Raw genomic sequence first — 15,152 nt, 5'->3', positions numbered from 1 at the left:
GACGTTGTTGCAGGCGCTTTATCCGCACCTTAATTTCACGGTGGCTGCCGAGCCGGCCGCGCAGATCGGCAACGCAGGCACGGGCGATGGGGCAAAGGTGCCCAAGAGCATGATGTCGACTCGGATGGACGACAGGATACGCACCTGCGTTCTGCGCTTTATTGAAGCCATGCACCAGCCAATCGAAGCCGCCGTGCTGGGACCGGGCCTGCTGCGCGAACGTTACTTCCGCGTGTTGACCGGGCCACAAGGCGGGGCGATGCGCGAGGCACTGGCGATGCAAGGGCAGTTTGGCAGGATAGGGATGTCGCCACGGCATATTCATGCCGCGTACGCCGAACCGCTTGATGTGACGCAGCTTGCGCAGAAGGCGGGCATGAGCGTTCCCAGCTTCCACAGCCATTTCAAGGCGGTCACGCAAGTGTCCCCGATGCAGTACGTGAAATCGACGCGGCTCCATCAGGCAAGGCTGTTAATGGTGCGCCAGGACTTGACCGCTGAAGCGGCGGGCCACGCCGTAGGCTACACAAGCACATCGCAATTCAGCCGAGAGTTCAAGCGGCTGTTCGGCTTGACGCCGGCGGCCGAGGCGAGACGCATGCGCGAAAGCTTCGCGATTCCCGCGGCGTTTGCCGACGCCACCTATGTGTCGTCGCACTGACGTCGGGGGCTACCGCTTGTCCAGGGTGCTGCGACAGATCGGCCCGTTGGGCAAGGCGCTTTTAGCTGCGAACAAACGCAAGCAGCAAGTGATATTCGCCCTGGTCCGCGGCGCGTAGCGCGTTGAGATAGCGAGTCCGAGCGTTGGAGGCGTTCACAAGATTTCCCGCGCCCCCCCAGGAAAACTGCGCTTGCCCCAGGCTACGTAGAAGAGCGTCAGCCATCATTCGGGAATGCCGCCCGTTGCCGTTTGGGAATGGGTGAATCCAGACCAGGTCGCGGTGAAAGCGGGCAGCGATTTCGTCAGGTTGATAGGCGCCACGCTCGATTCCCCAACGGGTGTTGGCAAGCAGTTGCGATAGACGTGTGCTGACCTGCGTCCAGTCACAACCGATATTCTTGTCTGACCGACGGAAGGTCCCTGCCCAGCTCCAGGTCTGGTCAAACATTTTGGAATGGAGCGTTCGGCAGAATCCTTCGCTTAGAACATCTGGCGAACGAGCCCTTTTCAACCAGCGCACCGCACGCAACAGGTTTTCCTGCTCCCAATCATTCAAGTCGCCCTTGGTGCTCAGGTGCTCGGGGATGAGGCCCGCCCGTTCATCGGGGTCCAGTGGTGTCTGGCCGCTTTCATAGTCAAGATCTAGCGCCATAGCTCGGACCATCGGCCCCGTAGCAGTTCATCGATTCTGCGCTCTACTTGTTTACGGAGCCGGTCCTCTGTTGGGCGCTGGTCTTCGAGGCCCATGGTGTGCGCAACGCCTCCGACCTCTTCCAGCGCGACAGCGCGGGCGCGCTCTTGAACCCTATCCGTAAGCGGCTTGCGAGGCACCAAGGCATAAACGAGTTCGCAATCAAGCCCGTCCGCCAGCTTGCGCAGTTGCCTGAGCGTGATGCGTTCGTCCGCTTCCGCTTGCTCTGATTTATGAAGCGTGGGCGCCGAAATTCCCAAACGTTCGGCTTGCTGCCGCTGAGTCAAGCCAAGCGACTCACGGATCAGCTTCAACCAACCGCTAGCAGGCGGTTTTCGCCCCAACAGGTTTGCGTAAGCAGAGAGCGCGGCCTGCAGTTGTTCCAAGCGAAGTTGGTTGAGTTCGGGGGACATTTCCTAGCCTATACGCAGTCATAAGTTAGGAGAATATTAGCCTATAGCGCAGCAAAACCGCAGATTCTATTAGCCTATAGTGCAACAAGTTTTGCGGGATTGCTGCACTATAGGCTAACGATGAAGGTGCGATCCCCGTCTCCGCGCCCCGCGAGCCTGTCCGCGCAAGAAAAAGGGCCGCGAATCCGCGGCCCTTGCTCACTCTTGCCAGCCTGAATCAATCAAGCCTTGCGCACCTGCGCGATCAGCGCGTCCAGTTGCGTCAGCATCAGGTCGATTTCTTCGGCCGTGACGTTCAGCGCGGGCATGAAGCGCAGCAGGTTGGGGCGCGGGGCGTTCAGCAGCAGACCTTGGGGGTTCTGGTTGCGGGCGGCTTCGACGATGGCAGGGCCGTCGTCGCGGTCCATGACCAGGGCGCGCAGCAGGCCTTGGCCGCGTTCGCCCTTCATGCCGTACTTGGCCGACAGGGCCAGCAGGCCTTCGGACAGTTGCTTGGCGCGCGCGTTGACGGCGTCCATGAAGCCCGGGGCGGCCAGGGTGTCGAACACGGCCACGCCCACGGCGGTGGTCAGCGGGTTGCCGTTGTACGTGCCGCCCTGGTCGCCGTGCGAGAACACGCAGGCGTCTTGGCGGGCCAGCAGCGCGGCCAGCGGCACGCCGCCGCCGATGCCCTTGGCCAGCGTCATGATGTCCGGCGTGACGTCGGAATGCTGGTAGGCGAACATCTCGCCGGTGCGGCCCATGCCGGTCTGGACTTCGTCCACGATCAGCAGCAGCTGGTTCTCGTCGGCCAGCTTGCGCAGGCCCTGCATGAACTCCTTGGTGGCGGGGATGACGCCGCCTTCGCCTTGCACCGGCTCCAGCATGATGGCGACGGTCTTGTCGTCGATCAGCTTCTTCACGGATTCCAGGTCGTTCAATTCCGCCTTGGGGAAGCCTTCGACTTGCGGGGCGAACATCTTGTCCCAGCCCGGCTTGCCCGATGCGGACATCGTGGCCAGCGTGCGGCCGTGAAAGCCGTGGTTCATCGTGATGATCTTGTAGGCGCCGTTCTTCTTGACCTGGCCCCACTTGCGCGCCAGCTTGATGGCGCCTTCGTTGGCTTCGCCACCGCTGTTGGCGAAGAAGACACGGTCAAAGCACGACGCGCCGGTCAGGCGTTGGGCCAGCTCGATGGAGGGGATGTTGTAGAACGCCGGCGACGGGTTCATCAGCTTTTGCGACTGTTCGACCAGCGCGCGCTGCATTTCCGGCGCCGAGTGGCCCAGCGTGTTCACCGCCCAGCCCTGCACGAAGTCCAGGTATCGCTTGCCCGCATGATCCTCCAGCCAGGAGCCCTTGCCGCTGACGAACACGAGGTCCGGGCGGGAAGTGATGTCCATGAGGGTGTTGACGTTGAACTGGCTGAATTCCATGGCGGTTCCTGCGGGGTAAGGACAGCGGTGAAGGAAAAACTTCGCGGGCAAAGCGCGAAAAGGCAAATGTAGCACCGACAGAGGGATGCTATCGTGACGCACCCCCCGCCGAATCGCCCCGGGCCGCCTCAAAAGGGCCGCCGTTCGGGCGCTCTATTTTATGAGAAGTGGCGCGCCTCTCGCGCGCAGCCCTTGTCGCTTTTTACTGACCAATCATGAAACGTATTCTTTCCAGTCTTGCCGCCGGCCTGGCGCTGGCGGCGGCCGGCGCGCCGGTGCACGCCGAATATCCCGAACGCGCCATCCGCCTGATCGTGCCGTTCCCGCCCGGGCAGGCCACCGATATCTTTGCCCGCGCGCTGGCTGAAAAGCTGGGCGCCGCCGTCAAGCAGCCGATCGTGGTGGAAACCCGCGCCGGCGCGGGCAGCAACATCGGCATGGAACAAGCCATGCGCGCCCCCGCCGATGGCTACACGCTGGTCATCGCGGGCAGCGCCGCCGCCGTCAACCAGACGCTGTACAAGACCATCAACTACAGCCTGACCAGGGATTTTGCGCCGGTGTCGGGCGTGTTCTCGGTGCCGTTGATGTTCTTGGCCACGCCGGCGTCCGGCATCACGTCCCTGACGCAGCTGGTGACGCAGGCGCGCGCCAATCCGGGCGAACTGGCGTACGCCAGCGCCGGCATCGGCGGCACGCAGCATCTGTCGGCCGAGATGTTCAAGGCGGCGGCCAACATCGATATCCGCCACATTCCGTACAAGGGCAGTGGCCCGGCGCAGGCGGATTTCCTGGGACACCAGGTGCCGCTGATGGTGGATTCCGTGACCGCGGGCCTGCCGCACGTGCAGAACAAAAAAGCCGTGGCGCTGGCCGTGACCACCGCCAAGCGCCTGCCGCAGTTGCCGGACGTGCCGACGGTGGCCGAATCGGGTTATCCGGGTTTCGAGGCCATCGGCTGGGCCGCCGTGCTGGCCCCGCGCGATACGCCGGCCGACGTCACCAACTACCTGAGCCGTCAGATCGGCGTGGCGCTGAATACGCCGGAAATGCAGAAGTTCCTGCGTGACCGGGGCGCCGAACCGATGCCGCTCAGCCCCGAGGCCACGGGCAAGTTCATCGCCACCGAAGTGGACAAGTGGGGCCGCGCGGTCAAGCAGTCGGGCGCGCAGGTGGACTAAGCATCCAGGCGCCGCCGAGAAGCCGTTCCGGGGTTTTTTCCTTCCCCGGGGCGGCTTTTTTACTTCACCGCAACGTCAGCCCCCCGCTCAACTTGCCGGCCAAAGCTTGGTTGGTCTTTCCCGTTGCCTGCCGCTTCCAGACCAGCCCGGCCGCCAGAGCAAGCGCCACGCTTATGGCCACCGAGGTCGCGGCAAAACCAAGCCGAACGTCCGTCTTGGGCACTGGCGCCGTCGGGCGCGATGGCGATGAACAACCCGCCGGCCAGGGCGACGCTTACGGCGGCGCTGATCGAGCGCGGCGGGAACGGCAAGCAGGATGATGGGAAGCTTGCTCAGAAAGACGCTACGCCAACCCAATCCCCACGGGCTGGCCGCATCGACACGCCGGATCAACCGTCCACGCGAGACATCTGGGTGGGCGATCACCACGACTTGCGGCATATGGATCGTTTGCGGGCAATGCTGGATATGGCCGCCATGATGCTGACGGATTCACGCCCCCAAACCGGTGCCGTTCATGCCCGCATTGAGCGCACGGCACGCACCAAATCAGGGCGAACATAAACGCGCTACAACGCCGTGCCGGGCGCACGCCAAATGGCACGGAACTTGCTTTTCCAGCTTTGTATACCGAATCGGTGTGCAACGCATCGACCCGCCCCGGGCGATGCGCGCCCTGGAGAGTTCCTCATGAACCGTAGAACCCTGTTGTTGTCCCTTTGCACCGCCGCCAGCCTGCTGGCCGCGCCGCTGACGCACGCCGACACGTTGGATGACATCGTCAAAGCCGGCACCATCAAGATCGCCGTGCCGCAGGACTTCCCGCCGTTCGGCTCGGTGGGGGCCGACATGAAGCCGCTGGGCTACGACATTGATACGGCCGCGCTGATCGCCAAGCAGTTGGGCGTGAAGCTGGAACTGGTGCCGGTCACCAGCGCCAACCGGGTGCCTTACTTGCAGACCCGCAAGGTGGACCTGGTGATTTCCAGCCTGGGCAAGAATGCGGAACGCGAAAAAGCCATCGACTTTTCCGATGCCTACGCGCCCTTCTTCAATGGCGTGTTCGGCCCGGCGGACTTGAAGGTGTCGTCGGCGGCGGACCTGGCCGGCAAGACGATCGGCGTCACGCGTGGCGCGGTGGAAGACATCGAGCTGTCGAAGATCGCACCGGCTTCTGCCACCCTGAAGCGCTATGAGGACAACAACGGCACCATCACGGCCTTCCTGTCGGGCCAGGTGCCGATGATTGCCACGGGCAACGTGGTGGCTGCCGCCATCCTGGCACGCAATCCGCCCAAGAAGCCCGAGACGAAATTCCTGATCAAGAATTCGCCGTGCTACATCGGCATGAACAAAGACGAAGCCAAGCTGCGCGCCAAGGTCAACGACATCCTGGCCGCCGCCAAGCGTGACGGTTCGTTGTCGGCGATTTCGCAGAAATGGCTGGGGGCCGAGCTGCCCAAGGACCTGTAAGTTCCGACGGCGGCCATCATGGCTTACCAATACGACTTCGCGTCGGTATTCGACTACACGCCGGTGCTGGTGAAAGGCATCGGCGTGACGGTGGAACTGATCGCCTTCGGCGCGGTGGCGGGCGTGGCGCTGGGCATCGCCTGCGCCTGGGTCCGCACGCAGGGGCCGCGCTGGCTGCGCGCGCCCGTGGCCGCCTATGTCGAGGTGATACGCAACACGCCGTTCCTGATCCAGCTGTTCTTTGTGTTTTTCGGCCTGCCATCGCTGGGCGTGCAGCTGGGCGAAATGCAGGCGGCCTGCCTGGCGATGGCGCTGAACCTGGGCGCCTATAGCGCCGAGATCATCCGCGCCGGCATCGACGCCACGCCCAAGGGGCAGTACGAGGCCGGCGCCAGCCTGGCGATGACGCGCTTTCAGGTGTTTCGGCACGTGGTGCTGAAACCGGCCCTGAAACGCATCTGGCCGGCGCTGTCGTCGCAGATCGTGATTGTGATGTTGGGCTCGGCGGTGTGCTCGCAGATCGCGGCCGAAGACCTGACTTTTGCCGCCAACTTCATCCAGTCGCGCAATTTCCGCGCGTTCGAGGTGTACCTGGTCACCACCGGCATCTACCTGGCGCTGGCCATTGTCCTGCGCCAGTTGCTGCGCCTGGCGGGCCGGCGCCTGTTTCGCAAGGCGGCGCGATGATTGAATTTTCAATGTGGGACATCGTCCGCAACCTGCTGCTGGCCGCGCGCTGGACGGTGGTGCTGTCGCTGGTGGCGTTTGTGGGCGGCACGCTGATGGGCATGCTGGCGCTGATGATGCGCACGTCGCGCGTGGCGCTGATGCGCCGCGCCAGCTGGGCGTATATCGAACTGTTCCAGGGCACGCCGCTATTGATGCAGCTGTTCCTGGCGTTCTTCGGGCTGTCGCTGCCGGGCCTGGAAGTGCCGCCCTGGCTGGCGGCGGGCGCCGCGCTGACGCTGTGGTCGGGCGCCTTCCTGGCCGAGATCTGGCGCGGTTGCGTGGAAGCCATTCCGAAAGGCCAGTGGGAAGCGTCCGCCAGCCTGGCGCTGGGCTACGTGCAGCAGATGCGCTACGTGGTACTGCCGCAAGCGCTGCGTATCGCCATTGCGCCCACCGTCGGCTTCGCCGTGCAGATCGTCAAGAGCACGGCGCTGACCTCCATCATCGGGTTCACCGAGCTGTCCAAGGCCAGCACGGTGATCACGAACGCCACGTTCAGTCCCTTCACCGTCTACGCCTGCGCCGCGCTGATCTACTTCGCGCTGTGCTGGCCCCTGTCGCGCCTCAGCCTCCGGCTGGAAAGGAAGTTGCATGCCCCTCATCGCCCTTGAAGACGTCCGCAAGAAATTCGGTGACAACGAAGTCCTCAAGGGGGTGACGCTACGCGTTGAACCCGGCGAGGTCATCGCCATCATCGGCAAGAGCGGCTCGGGCAAGAGCACGCTGCTGCGCTGCGTGAACGGGTTGGAGCAGATTGACGGCGGCGCCATCATGGTGGCCGACGCGCAGCTGGGCGACGACGAATTGCGGCTGCGCGCGCTGCGGCTCAAGGTGGGCATGATCTTCCAGCAGTTCAACCTGTTTCCGCACCTGACGGTGGGGCGCAACGTGATGCTGTCGCCCATGGTGGCCAAGCGCATGCCGGAGGCGGCCGCGGCCGACATGGCGCGCGCCATGCTGACGCGCGTGGGCCTGGCACACAAGTTTGATGCGTGGCCCGAGGAACTGTCGGGGGGTCAGCAGCAGCGCGTGGCCATTGCACGCGCGTTGGCGATGCAGCCGCTGGCGCTGTTGTGCGACGAAATCACGTCGGCGCTGGACCCGGAGCTGGTCAACGAAGTGCTGGCGGTGGTGCGGGAACTGGCAGCCGACGGCATGACGCTGTTGATGGTCACGCACGAAATGCGCTTTGCGCGCGAGGTCTGCGACCGCGTCGTCTTCATGCACCAGGGCCGCGTGCATGAGATCGGGCCGCCCGAGGAATTGTTCGCATCGCCCGCCACCCCCGAATTGCGGCAATTCCTGGGGATGACGAACCTGGCGATGTAATGGGAAGGGAATCAGCGCGAAAAGCCGCGCGCGGCGATTTCCCAAATGTCTTGCACCACGCCATCGCGCACCACGACCAGGCCGTCATGCAAATTGAACGTGGGGTCCACGTGCGAGGGCACCAGGCGCAGCACGTCGCCAAGCGCCGGCGCGGCGGCCTCGGGCGCCACGCGCACCACGCCATGCTCGTCGTTGATGGCGGCATAGGTCAGGCCCGGCGCGTCGAAGACGGCGGGCGGGCCGCATTCGGCGGTGGTCGACTTCAACCCCGCGTCCAGGATCACGCGGTCGGGCGCGGGCACGCTCATGACGGTGGACAGCACGAACAGGCTGTTCTGGAACGTAAGCGGACCGTCCCATTCGTTGGCGCCGTAATCGCCGTCCATGAACGCGTACGAGCCCGCTTGCAGCTCGGTATAGACGCCGCTTGCCGCATCGAATTCCGCGCTGCCCGTGCCGCCGCCGGTAATGATGTCGCACGCGATGCCGCTTTCGCGCAGCAGTTGGGCGTAAGACGCGGCGATGCGCGCGGCCTGGCGGCAGATCTGCGCGCGCTCTTCGCGCGTGCGGGCATGCTGCACCGAGCCGTGATAGGCCTGAAGGCCCACAAAGTCCACGCCGGGAAGATCGCGCGCCTGTTGGGCCAGCGCCAGCACCAGGGCGTCGTCCGAGACGCCACAGCGCCCTTGTCCGACGTCGACTTCGACAAGCACATCGATCTGGGCGCCGGCTTGCACCATGGCCTGGGAAATGTCCGCCAGGTTCTTCGCGTTATCCACGCAGACGCTCAGCTTGGCCACGCGCGCCAGTTGGCCCAGCAGGGCCAGCTTGGCCGGCCCGACGACTTCGTTGCTGATGTGGATGTCGTGGATGCCGGCCGCCACGAAAGGCAGCGCTTCGCTGACCTTCTGGCAGCAGATGCCGCGCGCGCCCAGGGCCAATTGGCGTCGCGCAATTTCGGGGCATTTGTGCGCCTTGGCGTGCGGGCGCAAGGCGACGTCATGGCGGTCCGCCCAGCCCTGCATAGCGCGCAAGTTGGCCTCGAAGGGCGCCAGGTCCAGCACCAGGCTGGGCGTATCGACGCGGGCCAACGGATCGCCCGGCTGCGCCGGCGGGGGCAGCGCAATGCCGCGTATGACTTCCTGGGACATCGGGATAACTCCGTGATCTACAGCGCGTGGGATGTAACCGCCAGCGGCCACACCATAACTAAAGCACGACCTTCCATAACCCCAAGGCTTATTCACCCCCAGGTAAACGATAGCTCCGTAACCATTGGCTACGGATGCCCCGCATGCCAGAATTTCAACATGAAAACGGCCCCCAAGGGGAGGCCCATTTTTGTGCCCGGACGGCGCTTTTCTGGAACCGCCCGGCACAGGAATGACAAGACGATTTCCGTCACACGAACCCTACCTGACAACACCGGAGAAGCTCGCATGAAACTCAAACACTGGATCACCGCCCTGACCGTCGCGGTTGCCGCCGTCGGCACCGTGGGTTCCGCACAGGCCCAGCAGTTCTTCCGCATCGGCACGGGCGGCACGGCAGGCACGTACTACCCGATCGGCGGCATCATCGCCAACGCCGTGTCGCAGCCGGGCAAGCTGGTGGCCACGGCCGTGGCGTCCAACGGGTCGGTGGCCAACATCAACGGCATTCTGGGCGGCTCGTTCGAAGCCGGCTTCACGCAGTCGGACGTGGCGTACTGGGCCTATAGCGGCACGGGCACGTTCGAAGGCAAGCCCAAGGCGCAAGACCTGCGCCTGATCGCCACGCTGTATCCCGAAAGCATCCACCTGGTGACGCGCAAGGGCGCGGGCATCAAAAGCGTGGCCGACCTGAAGGGCAAGCGCGTCTCGATGGACGAACCGGGCTCGGGCACGCTGGTTGACGTGCGCCTGATCCTGGGCGCCTACGGCATGACCGACAAGGACATCAAAGCCGAATACCTGAAGCCGAACCAGGCGGGCGACAAGCTCAAGGACGGCGGGCTGGACGCGTTCTTCTTCGTGGGCGGCGCGCCGGCCGGCGCCATCGCCGAACTGGCCTCCAGCGGCGGGGGCATCGAAATCGTGCCGCTGGTCGGCCCGGAAATCGACGCGCTGCGCGCCAAGCAGGAGTTCTTCACGCCCGACACCATCGCCGCCAACACCTACCAGAACGTGGGCGAGGTCAAGACCATCTCGGTCAACGCGCAAATGGTCACGTCGGCCAAGCTGCCGGAACAGGTCGTGTATGACGTCACCAAGGCGCTGTACAGCGACGCCACGCGCAAGACGCTGGACAACGGCCACGCCAAGGGCAAGCTGATCACGCGCGACAACGCCATCAAGGGCGCCGGCATTCCGTTCCACCCGGGCGCCGAGAAGTTCTACAAGGAAATCGGTCTGCTGAAGTAAGCCCAAGCCGTACTCGCGACGGCGATACACCGGCGCGCCGGGTACCCCCGGTGCTGCGCCGGCATTGCGCAGGGCCGCCTCGTGCGGCCCTGTTTGCGGATTCACCTGAGAAATACGTCGATGGAAATAGACCACGAAAAGACCCAGCAGCTGGCGGAAAAATACGATTCCGAAATCCGCTTCCGGCCGCTGGACAAGACCGCCACCTGGATCGTCTCGGGCCTGCTGGTCACGCTCTCGATCTTTCATTACTACACCGCGGGCTTTGGCCTGCTGCGCGAAGCCACGCATCGGGGCGTGCACCTGGCGTTTGTGCTCAGCCTGATTTTCCTGGTGTTCGGTTTTTCGAAATCGCACTATCAGCGCGAGCCGAAATCCACCTGGTACGCGCCGGGCGGCATCCCGCTGTATGACTGGGTCATCGCCGTGGCGCTGGCGCTGTCTGTGATGTACATCCCGTACATCTTCGAAGACCTGGCGTTCCGCGTGGGCAATCCATTGCCCATCGACGTGTTCATGGGGTCCATCCTGCTGATCGGCCTGCTGGAAGCCACGCGCCGCGCCATGGGCTGGCCGCTGCCGATCATCGCCCTGGTGTTCATGGCCTACGCCATGTTCGGCCCGTACTTCCCGGGCCTGCTGCAACATGCGGGCAACAGCTGGTCCCAGATCGTCAACCACATGTATTTGACCAGCCAGGGCGTGTACGGCGTGGCGGTGGGCGTGGTGGCGACCTACGTATTTCACTTCGTGCTGTTCGGCGTGCTGGCCACCCGCATCGGGCTTGGCCAGTTGTTCCTGGACGTGGCCTCGAAAGTTGCCGGCCGCTATGCCGGCGGCCCGGCCAAGGTGTCGGTGTTTGGCTCGGCCATGTTCGGCATGTTGTCCGGTTCATCGGTGGCCAACGCGGTCACGGTGGGGTCGCTGACCATTCCCGCGATGATCCGCGTGGGCTATCCGCGCCACTTCGCGGCCGGGGTCGAAGCCGCCAGCAGCACCGGCGGGCAGATCACGCCACCCATCATGGGCGCGGCGGCGTTCCTGATGATCGAATTCTTGGGCATCCCGTACCAGCAGATCGCCATCGCCGGTATCTTTCCGGCCTTCCTGTACTTCTTCGGCCTGTTCATGCAGGTGCACTTCGAGGCCAAGCGCGAAGGGCTGCGCGGCCTGACGGCCGAGGAAATGCCCAAGCTGAAGCAGTCGTTCAAGATGCGCTGGCCGACCTTGATCCCGCTGTTCCTGCTGATCGGCGTGCTGGCCAGCGGCCGCACGCCGTATCTGGCGGCATTCGCGGGCATCACCGGCTGCGTCCTGGTGGGGCTGCTCAATCCGTACCAGCGCTTGCGTTGGCGTGATCTGTACGAAGCCTTCGAGACCGGCGCCAAGTACGCGCTGGCCGTGGGGGCCGCTGCCGGCACGGTAGGTATCGTGATCGGTGTGGTGACGCTGACGGGCGTGGGTTTCAAGGTGTCGTACATCGTGATCTCGGCGGCGCAGTCCATCGCCGGCGTGGCCTCGGCGGTGATTCCGGAGGCCATCGCGAATACGCAGTCGCTGACGCTGGTGGCCGCGCTGATCATGACGGGCATTGTCTGCATCCTGATGGGTTGCGGCATTCCCACCACGGCCAATTACCTGATCATGGTGGCGGTGGCCGCGCCCACGCTGGTGCAGCTGGGCGTGCAGCCGATTGCGGCGCACTTCTTCGTGTTCTATTTCGGCATCCTGGCAGACATCACGCCGCCCGTGGCGCTAGCGGCCTACGCGGCGGCCGGGATGGCGGGCAGTGACCCGTTCCAAACGGGCAACACGGCATTCAGGCTGGGCATCACCAAGCTGATCGTGCCGTTCGTGTTCGTGTTTTCGCCGTCGCTGCTGATTTCGGTGCAGGGCTTCACCTGGTACGACTTCTTCGTGACGCTGATCGGCTGCATGGTGGGCCTGGTGCTGCTGTCGGCGGCGTTCTCGCGCTACATGCTGGTCGGCATGAAGAGCTGGGAGCGGTGGCTGTGCACGCTGGGCGCGTTGCTGACGATCGTGCCGGGGGTGACCAGCGGCGTGATCGGGCTGGCCATCTGCATCCCGGTGTTCATCCGCCAGTTTGCCGGACTGAAGCTGGAGAACGCGGCCAAGGCAGCCTGAGAACCGCTTTGCCGGCGCGGTCCGGCAAGGGATAAAAACAGGGGCGGACCCGATTGTCCGCCCCTGTTTTCTTTTGCACTATCGCGCATTTTGGCAGCAAATAAGGGCAGAATGGGGGCCGTCCACGACAGGGTGACGCCATACAACATTCCGCCTTTTCGCCGGTTGCCCGGCTAAATAAATCAGCGTAAAGTAAAATTCATGTTTGCTGGTCTGCCGATATGCGGGCCGACTGTGCAAACAGGCACAACACTGCGCCATATGTTCGATATCCTGGTTTATCTGTTCGAGAATTACTACACGCCGCAAGCCTGTCCTGCGGCCGATGTGCTCGCAAAGCGGCTAGCCGCCGCCGGTTTCGAGCACGAAGACATCGACGACGCGCTCGGTTGGCTGTATGGCCTTGCCGAGACCACCGAACGATGTGTCGACCTCGCTCAGGCGCCCAACACCGGAACCCGGATCTACACCGACAACGAATACAGCCAGCTCGGCTCCGAATCCATCGGCTTCATCGCCTTCCTGGAATCGGCCGGCGTGCTGCCGGCGCCCCTGCGTGAGATCGTCATCGACCGAGGCCTCGCTTCGCCCGAAACGCCCGTGCCGCTATCCAAGATCAAGATCATCGCCCTCATGGTTCTCTGGAGCCAGGAAGCGGAGATCGACAACCTGGTCCTGGAAGAGCTGCTGGACGAAGAGGGCGTGCGGTTGTTGCATTGAAGCGGCGCGCAGGTTTTTTGCGGTTGCTGTAAGCGGTTGCCATGCCGTACGTAGGCCGATTCGCCCCCAGCCCTAGCGGGCCGCTGCACGCGGGTTCGCTGGTGGCCGCGCTGGCCAGTTGGCTGGACGCGCGCGCCCACGGCGGGCGCTGGCTGCTGCGCATGGAAGACGTGGACACCCCCCGCAGCGTCGCAGGGGCCGCCGACACCATCATGGCGCAACTGCGCGCATTGGGCTTGCACTGGGACGGCGACGTCCTGTGGCAGTCCCAGCGCAACGCCGCCTATCAATCCGCGTTTGACTCGCTTGCCGCCCGTGGCCTGATCTACGGCTGCGGCTGCACGCGCCGTGAAATCGCCGATTCCGCCTTGCGCGGCCAGACCGCGCCTGGCGCCGACGGTGAACGTCCGTATCCAGGCACCTGCCGTCACGGCTTGCCGCCCGGCCGGCAGGCGCGCGCGTGGCGCTTGCGCGTGCCTGACGGCGTTGAACATTTCGAAGACCGCTGGCTGGGTCCGCAAGAGCAGGACGTGGCCGCCGCCGTGGGCGACTTTGCCTTGCGGCGCGCCGATGGCTTGTGGGCGTATCAATTGGCAGTGGTAGTGGACGACGGGGAGCAGGGCGTGACCGATGTGGTGCGTGGCGCGGATCTGCTCAGTTCCACCGCGCGCCAGCGCGTGCTGGGCCGCCTGCTGCGCTTGCCACCGCTGCGCTACCTGCACGTGCCGTTGATGCTGGACGCGGCCAGCGGCTTGAAGTTGTCCAAGCAGAACGGCGCGCCTCCCATCGACATCGGCGCTCCCCTTAACGCGCTGCAAGAAGCATGGCGCGGTTTGGGTTTCGCGCCCATCTCGGCGGCGGAACCGGAAGCATTCCTGTCGGCGGCCACCGCGCACTGGGCGCGGCGCTTTCCGCTGCCATCCCTTCAAAAATAGCGCGCTGCTACAGCGGTTGCAGGTCTTCGCCCAGCATCCGCACCAACAAGGCTTCGCCGTTTTCCGCCACGCGCAGTTCGCCATATCGCGCCACTTCAAAGCGCTTGGCCTCGCCCTCCTGGAAGAACCAGGCGTTGGTGACGATACGCACGCCGCGATCGCGCACCCGGTATCGCAACGGCACTTCGCCCGGCGCATGCGGCTGCGCGTTCGGCTGGATGCGTAGCGGCGTGGGCCACGCCGCGCGCATCGGCTTGCAGCATCACGTATCCGTCGGGCTCAAACCCCATCAGGGAGTCCTCGTCCGCCAGGCGATCGCCACCCAAGCGCAGCCGGGTGATGTCGCGGCTGGCGGCGAAATTCAGCGCCATGTAGTCGCCCTGCATCAGCGACCGGGGATCGACCGGCGCCAGTTCCAGAATCACGACCTTGCCGGTAGCCAGCAGCTTTTCGCGCTGCCAGATGCCGCCATTGGCCACCACCAGCACCAGCGCCAGACCGCCCAGAATGGCCAGCGTGCGCCAGCGCAGCGGACCTGACACCGGCGGCAGCGGCGCGCGCCGGTCGGGCGCCTGCGTACGCATCAAGCGCGGCACCAGCCAGACCAGGCCGCGCAGCACGAACAGCAGCGCGGCGCCACCGCCCAGCCACAGCGCCTTTTGCAGCAGCGGCACATCCAGCTGGTAGTAATAGACGCCCAGATAAGCCAGCAGGCTCAACACGCCAAAGATGACCAGCCGCAACTGGTTCAGCCCAAAGCCCAGCAACAGCCAGGCCAGCGCAAAGCCCACGCCCGGGCTGGGCAGCCAGAAAAGCGCCAGGGCCAGCAAGGCGATGGGCACGCCCCAGGTCACGCCGCCCGTCAGCACGTGGCGGCGCGGCCATAGCACCGCCAGCGCGGCGGCGGCCGGCAACAGCGCACCGGCCACCACCAGGAACGCGCCCTGGGGGTTCAGCTTCCCCATGGCCGGCAGGTGCAGGGCCGAGATGCCGCCCGCCAGCCAGACCATGCCTTGCACGGACAGCAGGAAGGCCCAGGCCAGCGGCTCCATCGCGTG

At 64.7% G+C, this 15,152-nt stretch carries 14 protein-coding genes and 2 pseudogenes; 11 read left to right on the top strand and 5 right to left on the bottom strand.

Features of this window, described 5'->3' with window-relative positions:
- Nucleotides 1-7 precede the first annotated feature (7 nt).
- Nucleotides 8-661, top strand: a pseudogene (locus ACNPP0_RS23680) (helix-turn-helix domain-containing protein); the annotation flags it as partial.
- A gap of 61 nt (nt 662-722) precedes the next feature.
- On the opposite strand, the gene ACNPP0_RS23675 reads toward ACNPP0_RS23680, so the two are convergent.
- The 3 genes from ACNPP0_RS23675 to ACNPP0_RS23665 all read right to left on the bottom strand — a co-directional run bounded on the left by ACNPP0_RS23675 (nt 723) and on the right by ACNPP0_RS23665 (nt 3,180).
- Entirely contained in the window at nt 723-1,313 is a 591-nt protein-coding gene (locus ACNPP0_RS23675; protein ID WP_448707172.1) for a mobile mystery protein B, read from the bottom strand.
- Nucleotides 1,304-1,765: a mobile mystery protein A gene (locus ACNPP0_RS23670; RefSeq protein WP_332609175.1), complete on the bottom strand. Its 462-nt coding sequence runs from the start codon at nt 1,763-1,765 to the stop codon at nt 1,304-1,306. Before ACNPP0_RS23670 ends, ACNPP0_RS23675 begins: the two co-directional genes overlap by 10 nt.
- Before the next feature lie 221 nt (nt 1,766-1,986).
- Nucleotides 1,987-3,180, bottom strand: a complete 1,194-nt coding sequence (locus tag ACNPP0_RS23665; protein ID WP_448707171.1) for an acetylornithine transaminase — start codon at nt 3,178-3,180, stop codon at nt 1,987-1,989.
- Between the two features lie 215 nt (nt 3,181-3,395).
- On the opposite strand from ACNPP0_RS23665, the gene ACNPP0_RS23660 reads away from it, so the two are divergent.
- The 6 genes from ACNPP0_RS23660 to ACNPP0_RS23635 all read left to right on the top strand — a co-directional run bounded on the left by ACNPP0_RS23660 (nt 3,396) and on the right by ACNPP0_RS23635 (nt 7,892).
- Nucleotides 3,396-4,361 (top strand): Bug family tripartite tricarboxylate transporter substrate binding protein, encoded by a 966-nt coding sequence (locus ACNPP0_RS23660; protein WP_448707170.1) that lies wholly within the window; start codon nt 3,396-3,398, stop codon nt 4,359-4,361.
- A gap of 240 nt (nt 4,362-4,601) precedes the next feature.
- Nucleotides 4,602-4,925 carry a hypothetical protein gene (locus ACNPP0_RS23655; protein WP_448707169.1) on the top strand — a complete coding sequence of 108 codons (324 nt, stop codon included), beginning with the start codon at nt 4,602-4,604 and terminating at the stop codon, nt 4,923-4,925.
- Nucleotides 4,926-5,051: 126 nt separating this feature from the next.
- Nucleotides 5,052-5,834, top strand: a complete 783-nt coding sequence (locus tag ACNPP0_RS23650; protein WP_332609180.1) for a transporter substrate-binding domain-containing protein — start codon at nt 5,052-5,054, stop codon at nt 5,832-5,834.
- An 18-nt stretch (nt 5,835-5,852) separates the two neighbouring features.
- On the top strand, nt 5,853-6,521 hold the full coding sequence (locus tag ACNPP0_RS23645) for an amino acid ABC transporter permease (protein WP_332609181.1): 669 nt from the start codon (nt 5,853-5,855) through the stop codon (nt 6,519-6,521).
- The gene (locus tag ACNPP0_RS23640) at nt 6,518-7,174 is read left to right on the top strand and encodes an amino acid ABC transporter permease (RefSeq protein WP_448707168.1); all 657 of its coding nucleotides are present in this window, start codon (nt 6,518-6,520) and stop codon (nt 7,172-7,174) included. The genes ACNPP0_RS23645 and ACNPP0_RS23640 overlap by 4 nt, the downstream gene beginning before the upstream one ends.
- Nucleotides 7,155-7,892, top strand: coding sequence for an amino acid ABC transporter ATP-binding protein (locus ACNPP0_RS23635; RefSeq protein ID WP_332609182.1), 738 nt, complete (start codon nt 7,155-7,157; stop codon nt 7,890-7,892). The genes ACNPP0_RS23640 and ACNPP0_RS23635 overlap by 20 nt, the downstream gene beginning before the upstream one ends.
- An 11-nt stretch (nt 7,893-7,903) precedes the next feature.
- Here ACNPP0_RS23635 and ACNPP0_RS23630 read toward each other — a convergent pair whose 3' ends face one another.
- Nucleotides 7,904-9,043 carry a DSD1 family PLP-dependent enzyme gene (locus tag ACNPP0_RS23630; RefSeq protein ID WP_448707167.1) on the bottom strand — a complete coding sequence of 380 codons (1,140 nt, stop codon included), beginning with the start codon at nt 9,041-9,043 and terminating at the stop codon, nt 7,904-7,906.
- 288 nt (nt 9,044-9,331) lie between these two features.
- Between ACNPP0_RS23630 and ACNPP0_RS23625 the strand changes: the two genes are divergently transcribed.
- The 4 genes from ACNPP0_RS23625 to gluQRS all read left to right on the top strand — a co-directional run bounded on the left by ACNPP0_RS23625 (nt 9,332) and on the right by gluQRS (nt 14,094).
- Nucleotides 9,332-10,294: a TAXI family TRAP transporter solute-binding subunit gene (locus tag ACNPP0_RS23625; RefSeq protein WP_332609186.1), complete on the top strand. Its 963-nt coding sequence runs from the start codon at nt 9,332-9,334 to the stop codon at nt 10,292-10,294.
- A gap of 120 nt (nt 10,295-10,414) precedes the next feature.
- Nucleotides 10,415-12,439, top strand: a complete 2,025-nt coding sequence (locus ACNPP0_RS23620; protein ID WP_332609187.1) for a TRAP transporter permease — start codon at nt 10,415-10,417, stop codon at nt 12,437-12,439.
- Between the two features lie 261 nt (nt 12,440-12,700).
- Complete coding sequence (locus ACNPP0_RS23615) at nt 12,701-13,159, top strand: Smg family protein (RefSeq protein ID WP_006216709.1); 459 nt, start codon at nt 12,701-12,703, stop codon at nt 13,157-13,159.
- 41 nt (nt 13,160-13,200) lie between these two features.
- The gene (gluQRS, locus tag ACNPP0_RS23610; protein WP_448707166.1) at nt 13,201-14,094 is read left to right on the top strand and encodes a tRNA glutamyl-Q(34) synthetase GluQRS; all 894 of its coding nucleotides are present in this window, start codon (nt 13,201-13,203) and stop codon (nt 14,092-14,094) included.
- A gap of 7 nt (nt 14,095-14,101) precedes the next feature.
- On the opposite strand, the pseudogene ACNPP0_RS23605 reads toward gluQRS, so the two are convergent.
- Nucleotides 14,102-15,152: pseudogene (locus ACNPP0_RS23605) on the bottom strand (GDYXXLXY domain-containing protein); the annotation flags it as partial.

It is taken from the genome of Achromobacter semiaridum (genome assembly GCF_053543755.1).
This window is presented reverse-complemented; position numbering and strand designations above follow the sequence as displayed.